The 18511-nt window shown below is 62.0% G+C and carries 12 protein-coding genes; 9 read left to right on the plus strand and 3 right to left on the minus strand.

Annotated features, from left to right (window positions below):
• Nucleotides 1–29: 29 nt before the first annotated feature.
• Nucleotides 30–1424, plus strand: a complete 1395-nt coding sequence (gene dnaB / locus H045_RS23550) for a replicative DNA helicase (RefSeq protein WP_003236220.1) — start codon at nucleotides 30–32, stop codon at nucleotides 1422–1424.
• On the opposite strand, the gene H045_RS23555 is transcribed toward dnaB, so the two are convergent.
• A complete protein-coding gene (locus tag H045_RS23555) occupies nucleotides 1425–5288 on the minus strand; it encodes a dermonecrotic toxin domain-containing protein (protein WP_015373637.1) in 3864 nt (1287 codons plus the stop codon).
• Nucleotides 5289–5472: 184 nt separating this feature from the next.
• Here H045_RS23555 and H045_RS23560 point away from each other — a divergent pair, with 184 nt between their 5' ends.
• The 7 genes from H045_RS23560 to H045_RS23590 all read left to right on the plus strand — a co-directional run bounded on the left by H045_RS23560 (nucleotide 5473) and on the right by H045_RS23590 (nucleotide 16685).
• A complete protein-coding gene (locus H045_RS23560; protein WP_003236217.1) occupies nucleotides 5473–7776 on the plus strand; it encodes a YgiQ family radical SAM protein in 2304 nt (767 codons plus the stop codon).
• A 218-nt stretch (nucleotides 7777–7994) separates the two neighbouring features.
• The gene (locus H045_RS23565; protein ID WP_003236214.1) at nucleotides 7995–8912 is read left to right on the plus strand and encodes an Ssp4 family T6SS effector; all 918 of its coding nucleotides are present in this window, start codon (nucleotides 7995–7997) and stop codon (nucleotides 8910–8912) included.
• Nucleotides 8912–9355 carry a hypothetical protein gene (locus tag H045_RS23570; RefSeq protein ID WP_015373638.1) on the plus strand — a complete coding sequence of 148 codons (444 nt, stop codon included), beginning with the start codon at nucleotides 8912–8914 and terminating at the stop codon, nucleotides 9353–9355. The genes H045_RS23565 and H045_RS23570 overlap by 1 nt, the downstream gene beginning before the upstream one ends.
• A 145-nt stretch (nucleotides 9356–9500) precedes the next feature.
• Nucleotides 9501–9671 (plus strand): hypothetical protein, encoded by a 171-nt coding sequence (locus H045_RS25335; RefSeq protein WP_015373639.1) that lies wholly within the window; start codon nucleotides 9501–9503, stop codon nucleotides 9669–9671.
• Between the two features lie 187 nt (nucleotides 9672–9858).
• A complete protein-coding gene (locus H045_RS23580) occupies nucleotides 9859–13149 on the plus strand; it encodes a transglutaminase family protein (RefSeq protein ID WP_015373640.1) in 3291 nt (1096 codons plus the stop codon).
• Between the two features lie 159 nt (nucleotides 13150–13308).
• Nucleotides 13309–15795: a circularly permuted type 2 ATP-grasp protein gene (locus H045_RS23585; protein ID WP_003236205.1), complete on the plus strand. Its 2487-nt coding sequence runs from the start codon at nucleotides 13309–13311 to the stop codon at nucleotides 15793–15795.
• Nucleotides 15795–16685 (plus strand): transglutaminase family protein, encoded by an 891-nt coding sequence (locus tag H045_RS23590; protein WP_003236203.1) that lies wholly within the window; start codon nucleotides 15795–15797, stop codon nucleotides 16683–16685. The genes H045_RS23585 and H045_RS23590 overlap by 1 nt, the downstream gene beginning before the upstream one ends.
• A 36-nt stretch (nucleotides 16686–16721) precedes the next feature.
• On the opposite strand, the gene H045_RS23595 is transcribed toward H045_RS23590, so the two are convergent.
• Entirely contained in the window at nucleotides 16722–16904 is a 183-nt protein-coding gene (locus tag H045_RS23595) for a hypothetical protein (protein ID WP_003236202.1), read from the minus strand.
• Between the two features lie 221 nt (nucleotides 16905–17125).
• Between H045_RS23595 and azu the strand changes: the two genes are divergently transcribed.
• The gene (gene azu, locus H045_RS23600) at nucleotides 17126–17572 is read left to right on the plus strand and encodes an azurin (RefSeq protein ID WP_015373641.1); all 447 of its coding nucleotides are present in this window, start codon (nucleotides 17126–17128) and stop codon (nucleotides 17570–17572) included.
• 109 nt (nucleotides 17573–17681) lie between these two features.
• Here azu and nadE read toward each other — a convergent pair whose 3' ends face one another.
• Nucleotides 17682–18509, minus strand: coding sequence for an ammonia-dependent NAD(+) synthetase (gene nadE / locus H045_RS23605; RefSeq protein WP_003236198.1), 828 nt, complete (start codon nucleotides 18507–18509; stop codon nucleotides 17682–17684).
• Nucleotides 18510–18511: the final 2 nt, after the last annotated feature.

Genomic DNA, 18511 nt, shown 5'->3' on the forward strand with positions numbered 1-18511 from the left:
TTTCTACACACCCCTAATTCCAAGTGGCCATGAACGATATCTCCGCTCCTGAGCAATACGATCTGCAAACCGCTGCCCTGAAGGTGCCGCCGCATTCCATCGAGGCCGAACAGGCCGTGCTCGGTGGCCTGATGCTGGACAACAACGCCTGGGAGCGCGTGCTGGATCAAGTTTCGGATGGCGATTTCTATCGGCATGACCACCGTCTGATCTTCCGCGCCATCGCCAAGCTGGCCGACCTGAACTCACCGATCGACGTCGTGACCCTCGCCGAGCAGTTGGACAAGGAGGGTCAGACCTCACAGGTTGGTGGCCTGGGTTACCTCGGTGAGCTGGCGAAAAACACGCCGTCCGTCGCCAACATCAAGGCCTATGCGCAGATCGTTCGCGCCCGTGCCACGTTGCGTCAGTTGATCGGCATCGCCACCGAAATCGCCGACAGCGCCTTCAACCCCGAAGGCCGCACCGCCGAAGAAATCCTCGACGAGGCCGAACGGCAGATCTTCCAGATCGCCGAAGCGCGTCCCAAGACCGGCGGCCCGGTCGGTGTCAATGAGCTGCTGACCAAGGCGATCGATCGCATCGACACCCTGTTCAACACCGATAACGCCATCACCGGCCTCTCCACTGGCTACACCGACCTCGACGGCATGACCAGCGGCCTGCAGCCGGCGGACTTGATCATCGTGGCCGGCCGTCCGTCCATGGGCAAGACCACCTTCGCCATGAACCTGGTGGAAAACGCCGTGTTGCGCAGTGACAAGAGCGTGTTGGTGTACTCCCTGGAGATGCCAGGTGAATCGCTGATCATGCGGATGCTTTCGTCGCTGGGCCGAATCGACCAGACCAAAGTCCGTGCCGGTCGCCTGGAAGACGACGACTGGCCGCGCCTGACCTCGGCGGTCAACCTGCTCAACGACCGCAAGCTGTTCATCGATGACACCGCCGGCATCAGCCCCTCGGAAATGCGCGCGCGTACTCGACGCCTGGTGCGCGAGCATGGCGATGTGGCACTGATCATGATCGACTACCTGCAGCTCATGCAGATTCCGGGTTCGGGGGGCGACAACCGTACCAACGAGATCTCCGAGATTTCCCGTTCCTTGAAAGCCCTGGCCAAGGAGTTCAACTGCCCGGTGGTTGCGCTGTCCCAGCTCAACCGTTCCCTGGAGCAACGTCCGAACAAACGCCCGATCAACTCCGACTTGCGTGAATCCGGAGCGATCGAGCAGGATGCCGACGTGATCATGTTCGTGTATCGCGACGAGGTGTATCACCCGGAAACCGAACACAAGGGCATCGCCGAAATCATCATCGGCAAGCAGCGTAACGGCCCGATCGGCACTACGCGCCTGGCGTTTATCGGCAAGTACACGCGATTCGAAAATCTTGCGCCGGGCAGTTACAACTTCGACGACGAGTAATTATCCCGCTGGTAACGGGAACAGTTGCCTGATGGTTGCTTCGTTGTATTGGTAATTCCAGCGCAGCTCGGCGCCCGCCGGGATGTCCTCGCTGGCAAACATGGCGGTGAGGATCATTTGTTCCTGTGGCGCATCGCCAACCTGGGTATTGACCCGAAACCGCGCAGCTTCAACGTTGTAACCTGCGGTGGCCTGACGCACTGGATGGCCGGCCTCGTACTCAAAGATCGTGTTGATCCTCGACAGCACGTTGTCGCCCGACAGAATCGGTTGCGTGTTCACGGCGTAAGGCGAAGTAGTCCTGACGTCTTTGATGGCCATCAGATAAGGGTCTTGCCGAATCTGCGCGACGTACAGTGGCAGTATTTCCCCGCCATATACCCCCAAGGCTTCGCCTTTGCCGAGCGGTTTACGGGTGATGACCGTGGCTTGTCCGATCAGCGCCGACTCCTGCGCAAACTTCTGATGGGCCGCCGTGAAAGACGTGACCTCAAGCTTGTCCTCGTACAGCCGCGCGACGTTTTCATAACCTTCCCACTGGATGTAAGGCCGAATCAACGTGCTGGGGAATACTGCGTTGGACGTTAACGATTTCCCCTGGGCCTGGATATGCCGGATGCGCATGGGCTGGCCTGTCAGGTTGCGCAGTGGGTATCGACCGTTGTTGGCTCGGTCGTAGATGCGCAGGTAGTTGGAACTGTGTTGGTAGCCTCGTTCGGCACGCATGCTGTTCAACTCTTGCTGCGTATACACCGGTCGCACACCGTTCTCTTCGGCTGACCCGTAGTCGCTGGAGGACGGTATTGATTCAAACTCATCACTGGATTCCATGCCTTCAAGTGACGGGGTAGGGGATTCTCCGCCGCCGTGCAGTGCCCCAATGGCCTGATCAATCTCCCAGCCGCCCCCTGTTTTTTGACGAACGTAGGGCTTATAGGCCCGGAAACGATTGCGCGCATCGACCAGCCACCAGCCCAGCGCGTCAGCTTTGACCTCGTAATAGGTTTGCTGGTCCTGAATGTAATAACGATAACTGCCGTCTGACGCGGGGCGGCTGTGATAAATGCCATCCTTGCGTGACGTCAGCTCGGTCGGGGGGCTTTTTTGTGCAAAGGACGGATCAAGTGGCAAGCCTGGCTCCGTTGCCGCTGGCCTCGAAAGCATGCCGCCCCGGTAAGCCGGAGCAGGCCTCGCCATCAGCGACGCGCCGGTCTTGTGCAGCGCCGCGTCAAGGGAGGTGACGTCTGATTGGCTGAAGAGCGTACTGCGTTCGGATTCGGTGAGCGTGCGCTCGATAGCGCCAGGCAGGTCGGTGGGTGCGCCTGGTGGCGCTGCGTACAACTCCCCCTCACGCACCAGCGTGTGGCTTGCGCTGCTATCCGCACCGCCGATGCTACCCAGCAGTGGGCCGCTTGGGCTGGCGTCATGTACGCTGATTTTTCGTGACTTCGGCCAGCCGGGCGTTTGCTCCAGGGTGTAAAGAACCAGTGGCACGCTCTCGGGGCCGCGCCTGGTGTCGAGAAAAATCCCTGCCTGCAAACGGGCTGCTTGAGCCGCATCGCTATAGGCCTTTGCCTCCATTTGCAGGGTTGGCAGAGTACTTTTTTCCGTCGACGTCACCGCTGTGTCATCGGGCTCGTTGAGCAGGTCAAACAGCCGCTGCTTTTTACGCGGAACGTCATCGGCCAGCCGTGCTGCCAGATTTTCGATTCTGGTCAAATAGTCGACATAGAACCTGGGTAGCAGCTTGTTGAATTCAACCTGCGGCATTTGCTCGTCCACCGCATGCAGAAGCTCTCCTTTTCTGAAGCGCGCTTCGCTGATCTTTATTTCGACTGTTCCCGTGCCGTGGCTCATCACCACCTGTTGTTGTTCGCCGACGATCTTCAATACATGGTTGGCCGGCCATTCAGGCAGGGACGTGAGCAGATGGAATTGAATCTGCGGTGAATAGGGGGTGACCGAGCTGCCTTCGGCGCGTTCCAGATTGAAGTCGGCCAATTCCTGGTCCAAGTTGAAGTCCCTGACCGTATCGCTCAGCAAGGGCGGCGGGCGCTGCATGTCCTGGTGGATTTCACGCAGGCTGGTCTTGTCCAGGCCGCTGAGCAGGAGGATCGGTTCAATCTTGGGCTGGGTGATATTTGCGGCGTCCGGCCCCAGACGCTTGATCAGTTTCAGTTCGTCCCAGTCGTGTGGTGTCTCATGGGCCTGGCGCCAACCGCCAACACCATTGCTGCGCAGCGCAGGGCGGTAGGCGTCCGGTTCGGTGGGGTGGTACAGCTCCCATTGCTGCGCATCGGGCGTGCGTTGGATAGCGTGGGGGTGGTCATCCAGTTTCAGGTAGTGCCGCTGTTCATGGGTGTACACGCCCTGTTTATCGGCCACCAGGTGGTCCGGTAATGCCTCGGGATGGCGGTAGGGCTTGAGATCGGCGTTCCACAAGCGCCAACCCTTGTTACGCACCTTGACCTTGACCAGCCTGGCACCGAAACCGACGGTGCGTATGGCGCCAGCCGTGGCCACCGCCAGGGCAGCGGTGTCCACCAGGTCGAGCAAGTCATTCAAGGCTTCGTCGCTGTCGCCCCGGCTCCAGGCCGCGAACCCTTCATACACGGTGTGGATCACCTGCGCAGCCGTGACCACCAACAGCACCTGACCCACGACGGGAATAAAGGAGGCAGCAAAAAACAGGGCGGACTTGCCCAGGTCGATCCAGCTCTGCAGGCGTTTTTGCCGGCTTATCAGGTCGACCTCGGCGGTGGGCACGGCCACGATGCGTGCATCGTTTTTGATCTGGGCGATTCGTTGTCGGGCAATGGCTGTGAACGGTTCTCCCTCTATCCTCGTGAGGCTGACCGCCGCCTGCAGTTTGGCCGGAAGCCTTTTTTGCGCGATCGGGAATTCGGAATGACGAAGCCTGGGCGGTAGCACGTCCAGCACGGTCCCCTGATGCTGCAGCGGCACCAGGTGTTTGAAGAACGCCAGATAATCGGCCTTCAGCAGGCGCACCGCCAACTGTGCTTTAAGCTCATCCAGGGAACCGTATTGACGCAGCACGGCGCTCGGATCCTCGGGTGTGTACAGCAGGAGCGGGTTATTGATGCCGGTGGTCGTGATCACCAGAACGTTGGGCAATACCACCTCATCGAGGGTCAGGTGGTTGCAGGTTATCTTCAGGTTATGTCCCGTTTCCTGAAGGGTCTTCAATTGCGAATACTGGCAAGGCGTTATCTCCTGGCGCATGCTGGCACCGTGCAGCGCAACGCCGAAGGCATGCTGCGCCTGGTCCCTGAAAATCCCCCGCACCCTGTCGGCAGACGCCGGCTCGAGGACATGGCTGATGTGTTTTGAATACTGGCCGCCGATATCCAGTTCGCGACAAAAGCGCGCGAACAGGGGGGCGCAAACAGTACTCGGCACCTCTCCCGAGTCCGTCTGATTGAAAATTACCGTACCGATTTCCATGCCGCCCGTCTCGGCCTCCGAGGCTTCGAAGTTTTGCAGGGCGGCTTCCAGCAGTGTTTGTCGGGTGGTCCTTGCGTGGTTTTTGATCAAGCCCAGCAGGTGATGATTTTTCCATTCGCGGGACAGGATGGCGTCTTCGTTCGTGACGAGGCCAAAGAACCAGGTTCGTATTTTTCCGTGCAGCAGCGCGCGTGCAAAATCTTGCGGGCTTTGTATCGTGCCAAGCAGATCCTTGAGGTCGTGCCTGGCCTGGTTGCTCTTGATCAGGCTGTTGCGAAAATCCTCACGGACCTGTGCGGGCGCCTTGATCAGCCAAGTGGGTATCTGCTCCTTGATGAAGTCCAGGTGGGGCGTGAGCGGCGAGCGTGACGGGGTGAAAGCGGGCGGTTGTTGAGTCATGGGTCGAGCCCTCATGGGCTGTGGTTGATCACGCTCAGCCTACCCATGGTTTTTTTGCCGGGGCCCTAGCCCGCTAGCCCCTGCCAACGCATTCATGTAAAAGCCGACCATTGCCGTCGGAATTGGTCAAAATTTGTGCTATATTCCGCGCCCGCGATTTTTCATCTCAACACCGGTTATCGTCATGCAAACAGCCAAGCCGTTATTTGACTATCCCAAGTACTGGGCCGAATGTTTCGGCCCGGCGCCATTCCTGCCGATGAGCAGGGAGGAGATGGATCAGCTTGGCTGGGATTCGTGCGACATCATCATCGTCACCGGTGATGCGTACGTGGACCACCCATCGTTCGGCATGGCCATCATTGGCCGGCTGCTGGAGTCCCAGGGCTTTCGCGTGGGGATCATTGCCCAGCCGAACTGGCAGTCCAAAGACGACTTCATGAAGCTCGGCGAGCCGAACCTGTTCTTCGGCGTCGCGGCCGGCAACATGGACTCCATGATCAACCGCTACACCGCCGACAAGAAAATCCGCTCCGACGACGCCTATACCCCCGGCGGCATGGCCGGCAAACGCCCGGACCGTGCGAGCCTGGTGTACAGCCAGCGCTGCAAGGAAGCCTACAAGAACGTGCCGATCGTGCTTGGCGGCATCGAAGCCTCCCTGCGCCGCATCGCCCACTACGACTACTGGCAGGACCGTGTGCGCAACTCGATCCTGATCGACGCCACCGCCGATATCCTGCTGTACGGCAACGCCGAGCGGGCCATCGTCGAAGTTGCCCAGCGCCTGTCGTGGGGCCACAAGATCGAAGACATCACCGATGTGCGCGGCACCGCGTTCATTCGCCGCGACACCCCGGCCGGCTGGTACGAAGTGGACTCCACGCGTATCGACCGTCCGGGCAAGATCGACAAGATCATCAACCCGTACGTGAACACCCAGGACACCCAGGCCTGCGCCATCGAGCAGGAAAAGGGGCCGGTGGATGATCCGGAAGAAGCCAAGGTTGTGCAGATCCTGGCCAGCCCGCGCATGACCCGCGACAAGACCGTGATTCGCCTCCCGTCGGTGGAAAAAGTCCGCGGTGATGCCGTGCTATACGCCCACGCCAACCGCGTGTTGCACCTGGAAACCAACCCGGGCAACGCCCGCGCCCTGGTGCAGAAGCACGGGGAAGTGGACGTGTGGTTCAACCCGCCGCCCATCCCGATGACCACCGAAGAAATGGACTACGTGTTCGGCATGCCTTACGCACGTGTGCCGCACCCGGCGTACGGCAAGGAAAAGATCCCGGCCTACGACATGATCCGCTTCTCGGTAAATATCATGCGTGGCTGCTTTGGCGGCTGCACCTTCTGCTCGATCACCGAGCACGAAGGCCGCATCATCCAGAACCGTTCCGAAGAGTCGATCATTCGCGAGATCGAAGAGATCCGCGACAAGGTGCCAGGCTTTACCGGCGTGATCTCCGACCTCGGCGGCCCCACCGCGAACATGTACCGCATCGCCTGCAAGAGCCCGGAGATCGAATCCGCGTGCCGCAAGCCTTCCTGCGTGTTCCCCGGCATCTGCCCGAACCTGAACACCGACCACTCGTCGTTGATCCAGCTTTATCGCAGTGCCCGTGCGTTGCCGGGTGTGAAGAAGATCCTGATCGCTTCCGGCCTGCGCTACGACCTCGCGGTCGAGTCGCCGGAGTACGTCAAAGAGCTGGTCACCCACCATGTGGGTGGCTACCTCAAGATCGCCCCGGAACACACCGAGGAAGGTCCGCTCAACCAGATGATGAAGCCGGGCATCGGCAGCTATGACAAGTTCAAGCGCATGTTCGAGAAGTACACCAAGGAAGCGGGCAAGGAGCAGTACCTGATCCCTTACTTCATCGCCGCCCACCCCGGCACCACCGATGAAGACATGATGAACCTGGCCCTGTGGCTCAAGGGCAATGGCTTTCGCGCCGACCAGGTGCAGGCGTTCTACCCGTCGCCGATGGCCACCGCCACTGCGATGTATCACTCGGGCAAGAACCCGCTGCGCAAGGTCACCTACAAGAGCGACGCGGTGACCATCGTCAAGAGCGAAGAACAACGCCGTCTGCACAAGGCCTTCCTGCGCTACCACGACCCGAAAGGCTGGCCGATGCTGCGTGAAGCCTTGACCCGCATGGGCCGCGCCGACCTGATCGGGTCGGGCAAGGACCAGTTGATCCCGCTGCACCAGCCGAGTACCGACAGCTACCAGAGCGCGCGTCGCAAGAACTCGACGCCGGCCGGCAGCCATAAGGTCGCCAAGGAAACCACCACCAGGATCCTCACCCAGCACACCGGCCTGCCGCCCCGTGGCAGCGACGGCAGCAACCCCTGGGACAAGCGCGAACAGGCCAAGGCCGCCGCGCAAGCGCGCAACAAGCAGGCGGCCAAGGAACGCACGGATGCGGCGAAGGGCAAAGGCGGCAAGCCAACGCGCAAGCCGGTAGTGCCGCGTTGATCGCAGCCTGAATATGCAAAACGCCAGCCTCGTGCTGGCGTTTTGCTTTCTAGTCGGTGGGTAGCCTGTTTGTTAAGGTGGTGCGCAATCGCCTTCGCGAACAAGCCCGCTCCCACATTTGAACGCGTTCTCCATTTGGAATGCGGCCAAATGTGGGAGCCGGGCTCGCCCGCGAAAGCGCCAGTTCAGTCACCACCTATATCAAGGAAGATCACCCCATGAGCAACCCCTTGCTCAACATCGGCATGGACTTCAACCGCTCCCGGTTCCTGGCCCGCCAGCGCATCGAAAGCCAACTCAATCTGCCCCGCCTGTTTGCGGCCATCGATGGCGATCCCGGCATCGTCGGCGCGGGTGTCGTGTACATCGACGCTGATTTTAATGTCGTGACGCTGCGCGAATTCAAGCCCATCTGCAGCATCAAGCCCAAGCGCATCATTTTGCGTGAGGCGCAGAAGTACATAGCCCCCGCGCAGTTTGCCGATCAGGTGACCAACAATCCGCGTGAGTCTCGACTCGTGGGGGAGGCCGTCAATACGACATTGTCTTGTGCCGGCGCGATTCTGGGTTGGATTGTGGTGTTCAGCGGCACTGTCGCCGTACCCTTCACGGGTGGCGCGAGCTTGGTGGTGGCGGGGCTGGGCGCCACCGCTGCGGCGGCCAGTACCGCGCAGTGCGTGGTTGGAGGCATGAGAACGTTCAACGAACTCAACGACCCGACCGCCAACGACGATATGGACAACGAGGAATGGTATCGCTATGCGATGCCAGTATTGGACGCGGCCTCGCTGTTGGGCGCCGGCGCCTCTACCCTGACGACTGTTCGACTGTTGCAGGCTCGAAAAGCAACGACCGGTAGAAGCTGGTACGAGCTGTCCAAGGGTTTGACTCGCCAGCAACGCAAGGCCCTCACCAAAGAGTTGCTAAGCCTGAAAGACCCAAGCCTGAGCAATAAGCTGCTGAAGTTGCGCCAGCGCTCCGGTGAGTTGGTGAAGCGCTATTCGGCGACCGAGATCAATCACGCGACTATTACGCAGATCAGGGACTCCCTCGGTGCCGCCATTGGTTTCACCGGCAGTGCAGTGTCCGGCAACATTCGAACCATCGCAGTAGGGTTGTACGAGGAGCTTGAGTGATGGTGCGTCAAGTCTCGTTAAAAGCTTTTTTGGCTGACTACTTCCCTGCGTTTATTTGTGCATTTTTCCTTGCCTGTTTTTCCCTGTCCGCTGCCATTTCATTGGCATCCAGTACCTTTTTCCGCGGTGAACCAGAGCGAGCGCGTTACTCCTTTGTGGCGGCGGTAGTCTTGGGGCTGCTCTTGGCGGTCAGTCACTTCTTCATGATCCGGGGGAGAGCCTGGGGCGTTTGGGCCATCGTCGCCTTCTACGCGGTGTGTTTTTTGATCGTATTACCAACCTATGGCTATCGGCCCCATATGGCTGCCTATGTCATTGGGTTACTGTTTCCAATGCTGGGACTGCTGTTGCTCAACAGTAAGCGTCATCGGCAAATGCGTCGTCAGCTACGGGAAATCCGTCACCTGCGTGAAGCCAAGAGCGCCAGGCACAAAGCTCGCTGAATGGGTAGATTCACGCCCCCCCAGCCTCGCACGCGCGCCATAAATATGTTCAGCGCGTGCAACGAATCGCCTTCGGGAGCGGGCTTGCTCGCGAAGGCGTCAGTTCAGTCATCGCCGTTTTCTGGCGCAGTATTTTCCGGTCTTCATGGGCGCGATTTTCGCGGCGGTATTCAGCCTGGTGTTCGCCGTCCCGCTGGTGGTCGACAGCTATTTCCCGCATCTGCCGCTGGAAGACAACCTCAAGTATTCCTTTTTCGGCGGCCTGGCGCTGACGTGGGCGGTGCTGCCCACGATCGCCACCCGCAAAGCCCGCTAGTTGGGTAGATTCACCACTGATCCCCACACGGGCGCCACAAATACGTGCAGCGCCCGCACCACGATTCACCCATCGGCGCCGTTTTGGTGCTGTACTGCACCGGGTCCATTGAGAAAGCGCAATGACCGCCGCGCTGGCATAAGTCTTGCGCGCGTTGTTCCCATGCTCTGGCTCGCAGGAGGCCGCCGTGTCGATTCATGTCGCGTTGCACCACGTTACGCATTACCGCTACGACCGCGCTGTCGAACTCGGCCCACAGATCGTGCGTTTGCGCCCCACACCCCATAGCCGCACGCGGATCCTGTCCTACGCGCTCAACGTGCAGCCCGAGCAGCACTTCATCAATTGGCAGCAGGACCCCCAGGGCAATTACCTGGCGCGTCTGGTGTTCCCGGAAAAAACCACCGAGCTGCGCATCGAAGTCGACCTGGTCGCCGAAATCGCGGTGTTCAATCCGTTCGACTTTTTCCTTGAGCCCTACGCCGAGAACATCCCCTTCAGCTACGCCGCCGATGAGCAGCGCGAGCTGGCGCCGTACCTGGAAACGCTGCCGCTGACGCCAACGTTTGCCGCCTACCTGGCCGGTATCGACCGCACGCCCTTGCCGGCGGTGGATTTTCTGGTGGGCCTCAACCAGCGCCTGGCCGCCGATATCGGTTACCTGATCCGCATGGAGCCGGGTGTGCAGACCCCTGAATTCACCCTGCAGAACGCCTCCGGTTCCTGCCGCGATTCGGCCTGGCTGCTGGTGCAATTGCTGCGCAACCTCGGGCTGGCCGCGCGGTTTGTGTCCGGTTACCTGATCCAGCTCACGGCAGACGTCAAGGCCCTCGATGGCCCGTCCGGCACCGAGGTGGACTTCACCGACCTGCACGCCTGGTGCGAGGTGTATCTGCCCGGCGCCGGCTGGATCGGCCTGGATGCGACCTCCGGCCTGTTCGCCGGTGAGGGCCATATCCCCTTGGCCTGCAGTCCCGATCCATCGTCCGCCGCGCCGATCAGTGGGCTGGTGGAGCCGTGCGGCTGTGAATTCACCCATGAGATGTCAGTGGAGCGCATCTGGGAAGCCCCACGGGTAACCAAACCCTACACCGAAGCACAGTGGCAGGAGATCCAGGCCCTGGGTCAGCAGATCGATAGCGACCTGCTCACGCACGACGTGCGCCTGACCATGGGCGGTGAGCCCACCTTCGTCTCCATCGACGACCCCGACGGCGCCGAGTGGAACACCGCCGCCCTGGGGCCGGACAAACGGCGTTTGTCCGCCGAACTGTTCCAGCGCATGCGCCAACACTACGCGCCTCAGGGCCTGGTGCATTTCGGCCAGGGCAAGTGGTACCCCGGCGAGCAACTGCCGCGCTGGTCGCTCAACTGCTACTGGCGCCGCGATGGCGTGCCGATGTGGCACGACAGCGCGCTGATCGCCGATGAGCAGCAGAGCTATGGTGCCGACAGCGAGATGGCCGGGCGTTTCCTGGCCAGTGTGGCCGAACGCCTGAAATTGCCGGCGCGCTTCGTGTTCCCGGCCTTCGAAGACAACTTCTACTACCTGTGGCGCGAAGGGGCGCTGCCGCAGAACGTCACTGCCCAGGACCCGCGTTTGAGCGACGAACTGGAACGCGAGCGCCTGCGCAAGGTATTCGCCCAAGGGCTGGATAAAGTCATCGGCCAGGTGCTGCCGCTGGCGCGCACCGCTGCCAATGATCGCTGGCAGAGCGGGCGCTGGTATTTGCGCGACAGCCACTGTCGCCTGGTGCCGGGCGACTCGCCGTTGGGTTACCGCTTGCCGCTGGCCTCGCAACCCTGGGTCACGGCGGCCGAGTACCCGTTTGTGCACCCCACCGACCCCAACCAGGACCTGCCGGAGTTACCCACCACCGCTCAACTGCACCAGCACGGCGAACCCGCGCCCAGCGATGAGCGTGTGCCCGAGGTGGACGAGTCCGCCGATTGGCTGACGCGCACCGCGCTGTGCGCCGAAGCCCGTGAAGGGCGGCTGTACCTGTTCATGCCGCCGCTGGAACGGGTTGAGGATTACCTGGAGCTGGTGGCCGCCATTGAAGCCACCGCCGATGAGCTGCAGTGCCCGGTGTTGCTCGAAGGTTACGAGCCGCCGGCCGATACGCGCCTGAGCAACTTTCGCGTCACGCCCGACCCCGGGGTGATCGAGGTCAACGTACAGCCGTCCGCCACCTGGAACGAGTTGGTGGAGCGCACCGAATTCCTCTACGAAGAGGCACGGCAAACCCGTCTGACCACCGAAAAATTCATGATCGACGGGCGCCACACCGGCACCGGCGGTGGTAACCACTTCGTGCTCGGCGGCGCGACACCCAAGGACTCGCCGTTCCTGCGCCGGCCCGACCTGCTGCGCAGCCTGATCAGCTATTGGCACAATCACCCGTCGTTGTCGTACCTGTTTTCCGGGCTGTTTATCGGCCCGACCTCCCAGGCGCCACGGGTGGACGAAGCGCGCAACGACGCGTTGTACGAGCTGGAAATCGCCTTTGCGCAAATGCCCGCACCGGGCGAAGAATGCCCGCCGTGGCTGGTCGACCGTCTGCTGCGCAACCTGCTGATCGACGTGACGGGCAACACCCATCGCGCTGAATTCTGCATCGACAAACTCTACTCACCGGACGGCGCCACCGGGCGGCTGGGCCTGCTGGAACTGCGCGCGTTCGAAATGCCACCCCATGCGCGCATGAGCTTGACCCAGCAATTGCTGCTGCGCGCCCTGGTCGCACGCTTCTGGCGTGAGCCTTACGCGCCGGCGAAACTGGTGCGCTGGGGCACCGAGCTGCATGACCGCTTCCTGTTGCCGCAGGTTATCGCGCAGGACTTTGCCGACGTGATCGACGAGCTCAACACCGCCGGTTACCCACTGCGCACCGAGTGGTTTGCCGCGCACCTGGAGTTCCGTTTCCCCAAAGTCGGCGACTATGCCGTCAGCGGCATCGAGCTGGAACTGCGCCAGGCCCTGGAGCCCTGGCATGTGCTGGGCGAGGAAGGCGCGGTGGGCGGCACGGTGCGTTATGTGGATTCGTCACTGGAGCGCCTGCAAGTGAAGTTGACCGGTCTAGCGCCGCAGCGCTACCTGCTGACCTGCAACGGTATTGCCGTGCCCCTGCAGCCCACCGGCCGCGTCGGCGAGTTCGTCGCCGGGGTGCGTTATCGCGCCTGGCAACCGGCCAACTGCCTGCAACCGACCATCGCAGTGCACGCACCGCTGGTGTTCGACCTGCTCGACACCTGGATGCAACGCTCTTTGGGCGGTTGCCAGTACCACGTCGCCCATCCGGGCGGGCGCAACTACGACAGCCTGCCGGTGAATGCCAATGAGGCCGAGAGCCGGCGCATGGCGCGGTTTTTCCGCCTGGGCCATACGCCAGGAAAGCTCACGGTGCCGACTGTGGTGCTCAACGATGAATTGCCGATGACGTTGGATCTGCGCCGCTTCCCCAATAAAAATGACTGAATGCAGTTCAACATGTGAGAGGGGGCTTGCTCCCGATCGCGGTACATCAGCCGATACATAAGTGACTGATCCACCGCCATCGGGAGTAAGCCCCCTCCCACATTGGATTGCGGCAAGTTTGAATTACACTGACTCCCCTTTGTCTCTGCCGAGCGTTCCATGTCCGATTTGCTCGACCGTTACCCGCTGACCGCGGGCACTTACCACGAACTGCTCGATGACAGCGGCGCCGTGCGTGCCCATTGGCAGCGCCTGCTCGACCATCTGCAACGCAGCACGCCCAACCAGTTGGCTCAGCGTCAGGCGCTGCTCACCCGGCAGATCCAGGAAAACGGCGTGACCTACAACGTCTACGCCGACCCCAAAGGCGCCGACCGTCCGTGGGAGTTGGACCTGCTGCCCCATGTGCTGGCCGCCGATGAATGGCAGCACCTGGCGGCCGGTATCGCCCAGCGTGCGCGCCTGCTCAATGCCGTGCTCGCCGACCTGTACGGCCCGCAACGCCTGATCGCCGAAGGCCTGCTGCCGGCCGAGCTGGTATTCGGGCATAACAATTTCCTGTGGCCGTGCCAGGGCATCCAGCCGCCCGACGGCGCGTTCCTGCACCTGTACGCGGTGGACCTGGCGCGCACCCCCGATGGCCGCTGGTGGGTGACGGCCGACCGTACCCAGGCACCCTCGGGCGCCGGTTATGCCCTGGAAAACCGCACCATCGTGTCCCGCGCCTTTCCGGATCTGTACCGCGATCTGCAAGTGCAGCACCTCACCGGTTTTTTTCGCACGCTTCAGGAAACCCTGGCGCGCCAGGCACCGGGCGACAACCAGCCGCCACTGATCGTGCTGCTCACCCCGGGGCGCTTCAACGAAAGTTATTTCGAACACCTGTACCTGGCCCGCCAGCTTGGCTATCCGCTGGTGGAAGGCGGCGACCTGACCGTGCGCGACAGTACCGTGTTCCTCAAGACCCTCAGCGGCCTGCGCCGGGTGCACGCAATCATGCGCCGCCTGGACGATGACTTCTGCGACCCGCTGGAGCTGCGCACCGACTCGGCCCTCGGCGTGCCCGGCCTGCTCGACGCCGTGCGCCAGGGCAATGTGCTGGTGGCCAATGCCCTGGGCAGTGGCGTGCTGGAGTCCCCGGGGCTGCTGGGTTTTTTGCCGAAGATCAACGAGTTTCTGTTCGGCGAAACGCTGATCCTGCCGTCGATTGCCACCTGGTGGTGCGGCGAGGCGCCGGTGCTGGCCGAAGCCCTGGAGAAACTGCCCGAGCTGCTGATCAAACCGGCGTTTCCTTCGCAGAGTTTCGCCCCGGTCTTCGGTCGCGACCTCAACCCCGCGCAGCGCCAGGCCCTGGCCGAGCGCATGCGCGCGCGGCCCTACGCCTACGTTGCCCAGGAGCTGGCGCAGCTGTCCCAGGCGCCGGTGTGGCACACCGTTGACGATCACCTGCAACACCGCGCCATCGGCATGCGCGTGTACGCCGTTGCCAGCGAAGACGGTTATCGCGTGTTGCCCGGCGGCCTTACCCGCGTGGCGGCCGATGCCGACGCCGAAGTGGTGTCGATGCAACGCGGCGGCGCGAGCAAGGACACCTGGGTGCTCGGCGAGCGCGCCGCCGGTGGCGAACTGTGGCGCGCGCAACGCACGATTGGCGCCCATGACCTGGTGCGCCGAGACCCCTATTTGCCTTCGCGCGTGGTGGAAAACCTGTTCTGGTTCGGCCGCTATTGCGAGCGCTGCGATAACAGCGCGCGCTGGTTGCGCATCGTGCTCGCGCGCTATGTCGACGGCGACGACCCACTGGCCTTGCAGGCGGCGGTGGAGCTGGGAGAAAACCTGCGCCTGCTGCCGGAGGAGGGCGAGTTGCCGCAGCGCCTGCTCGCGGCCTTGTTGGGGGATGACTGGCCGTCGAGCCTGCGCGCCAACCTGCAACGCTTGCAGTGGGCGGCGTCTCAGGTGCGCGGCAAATTGTCCCGCGAGAACTGGCAGGCGCTGGTGGAGCTGCAGCGCGAAGCCATGGCGCTGGAACGCGACGCTGCGGATGTCGGCGAGCTGCTGGACTTCCTCAACCGCCTGGTGATGTCCCTGGCGGCGCTGTCCGGCTTTGCTCTGGACGACATGACACGCGACGAAGGCTGGCGCTTTCTGATGATGGGGCGACGCATCGAGCGCCTGCAGTTTCTGAGCAGCAGCCTGGCAGCGTTCCTGCGCGGCGTGGCGGTGTTCGATCAGGCCGGGCTTGAGTGGTTGCTGGAGCTGGGCAACAGCAGCATCACCTACCGCTCGCGCTACCTGGCGGTGCCGCAGTTGATCCCGGTGCTCGACCTGTTACTGCTCGATGAGCAAAACCCCCACGCGGTGCTGTTCCAGCTCAAACTGGTGAGCCGTACCTTGCGCCGCTTGAACGACGACTTCGGCGTGCCGCGCGAAACCGGCCTGGCTCCGTTGGTGGAGCGCCTGGCGCGTTTCGACCTGGCGTGCCTGGAGAACCCGCTGTTCGGCGAACCCGGCGTGCGCGCCGCACTGAACGGCTTGGCCGACCTGTTGCAGGCGGTCGCCGATGAGAGCGGGCAGGTATCGGATCGCCTGGCCCTGCGCCATTTTGCCCATGTGGATGATGTCAGCCAGCAAACGGTGTCGGTGTAATGAGCGCGCGCTATCAGATTTTTCACGATACCCATTACCACTACGACAGCCCGGTGTCCCTGGCCCAGCAGTTGGCCCACCTATGGCCGCGGCCCTGCGCCTGGCAGCGTTGCAGCTCACAGCAATTGGACATCAGCCCCGAGCCGTCCTCGCGGCGCGATGAGCTGGACGTGTTCGGCAACCCGATCACTCGGCTGGCGTTTGAGCGGCCTCACGATGAATTGCTGGTCAATGCCAGCCTGAGCGTGGAAGTGCTGGCCCGGCCGGCGCTGGATTTTCGGCAGTCTCCGGCCTGGGACCACACCCGTGACAGCCTGGCCTACCGCAGCCAGCCGCTGTCGCCAGAGCGCATCGAAGCCTGTCGCTATCGGTTCGAATCGCCTTACGTGCACCTCAAACAAACGTTCGTCGAGTTCTCTGCCAGCTGTTTCCCGCCCGGCGCGCCGTTGCTGGTGGGCGTGCAGGCATTGATGGAAAAAATTTTCAGCGAGTTCACGTTCGATGCCGAGGCCACCCAGGTCGCCACGCCGCTGGTGGAAGTGTTGGAGCGTCGGCGCGGCGTGTGCCAGGACTTCGCCCACCTGATGCTCGCCTGCCTGCGCTCGCGCGGCCTGCCGGCACGCTACATCAGCGGCTACCTGCTCACCCAGCCGCCGCCCGGCCAGCCACGGCTGATCGGCGCCGATGCGTCCCACGCGTGGGTTTCGGTGTTTTGCCCGGTGTCGGGCTGGGTCGATTTTGATCCGACGAATAATGTGCAGCCGGCACTGGAACATATCACCCTGGCCTGGGGCCGGGATTTCTCCGACGTGTCGCCGTTGCGGGGAGTGATTCTGGGAGGGGGGAGCCATGACCCGGAGGTGCGGGTGACGGTGATGCCGCTGGAATGACTGTGGCAAGCCTGCTTGCCACAGCATGGGGAATACTTATTCAGCCGGATCTTTTGGTGTTTCGCTCTCGTCGCTCGTTACTTCAGCATCTGCATCCGGGTTTACGCCGCCGGCTTCTTCGTCTGCAGCGGCTTTCTTGCGTTGCAGTTTTTCCTCTTTCTTCTGTTCCTTGGCCAAGTCTCTCTGACGTTTGGCGAAGGAGTAATTAGGTTTGGCCATGGGCGATCCTCTAGGGTCGAAGGTGAGGGGGGCGGCGCGCAGCTGCCTTTGGGTCGCTATGGTAGCAGCTTAGCGGCGCGGTTGGCGGCTGGCTGATTGTGCTGATCAGTCTGATAGCCTAAAGTTGTATACAATCTGCCGGTGCAGATCATAAGAATTCGAGCCTGTCTGAGGCACCCTTTACCGCATTACACGTTTTAAACCTTGCCATGGAGATTCACATGTTTGCCAAAATCGTTGCTGTTTCCCTGCTGACTCTGGCCAGCGGCCAATTGCTTGCAGCAGAGTGCGCGGTCACTGTTGATTCCACCGATCAGATGTCCTTCAACACCAAGGAAATCACCATCGACAAAAGCTGCAAGACCTTCACGGTTAACCTGGAGCACTCGGGCAGCCTGCCAAAGCAAGTGATGGGGCATAACTGGGTGCTCACCACCAAAGCCGACATGCCGGCCGTTGCCAGCGACGGCATGGCGGCCGGTATCGACAAGGGCTACCTGAAAGAGGGTGACACCCGCATCATCGCGCACACCAAGCTGATCGGCGCGGGTGAAAAAGACTCGGTGACTTTCGATGTGTCCAAGCTGGCGGCGGGTACCGAGTACGAGTTCTTCTGCTCGTTCCCTGGGCATAATTCGATGATGAAAGGCGCGGTGGTGCTCAAGTAGGACCGCGTTATCGTTTATCGCAGGCAAGCCAGCTCCCACACTTGACCGGGTTCCGACAGGAAAATGCGGTCAAATGTGGGAGCTGGCTTGCCTGCGATAGCGGTCTACCTCACGGCGCGAACGGCATCACCCGCTTGTGCTCGGTCTTGCGATACGTCTCGCAGATGATCCGGAACGCCTCTTCGCGCACGGGCTCACCGTGCAGGAACGCATCGATCTCGGCATAGGTCACGCCATGTGACGCCTCATCCGGTTTGCCCGGCGACAAGTCTTCAAGGTCCGCCGTCGGTACTTTCTCCACCAGCGACTCTGGCGCGCCGAAGTGCCGCGCAATCGCGCGTACCTGGTTTTTCACCAGCCCGCTCAAGGGGGCCAGGTCGCAGGCGCCATCGCCGAACTTGGTGAAAAAACCCATCACCGCTTCCGCTGCATGGTCGGTGCCGATCACCAGGCCACCGGCCGCGCCGGCGATGGTGTATTGCGCCACCATGCGCATGCGCGCCTTGGTGTTGCCCAGCACAAAATCGCGGGACGCGGCGGGCTTGTCTTCAAACGCCGACACTTCGGTGGCCAGGGCCTTCACCGCCGGGCCGATGTTCACGGTGTGACGCTCATGCGGGTTGATGAAATCCACCGAGGCCTGGGCATCGAGTTCGTCGAACTGGGTTTCGTAGGGCAGGCGCACCGCGATAAAGCGGTAGGCCTCGTCACCGCTGCTGGCGCGCAGTTCCTGCATCGCGCGCTGGGCCAAAAGGCCCGCCGTGAGGGAATCGACGCCGCCGCTGATGCCCAGCACCAGAGCCTTGAGCCCGGAATTGCGCAGGCAGTCCTGGATAAACGTTATGCGCCTGGCCACTTCGGCCTCAAGGGCCGCCTGATCGTTGAACGGTGCTTGGACCTTGAGCTGCTGCGCAATTTCACGCTGTACGGCTTGCATGG

The organism is Pseudomonas poae RE*1-1-14 (assembly GCF_000336465.1).
GTDB lineage: Bacteria > Pseudomonadota > Gammaproteobacteria > Pseudomonadales > Pseudomonadaceae > Aquipseudomonas > Aquipseudomonas poae.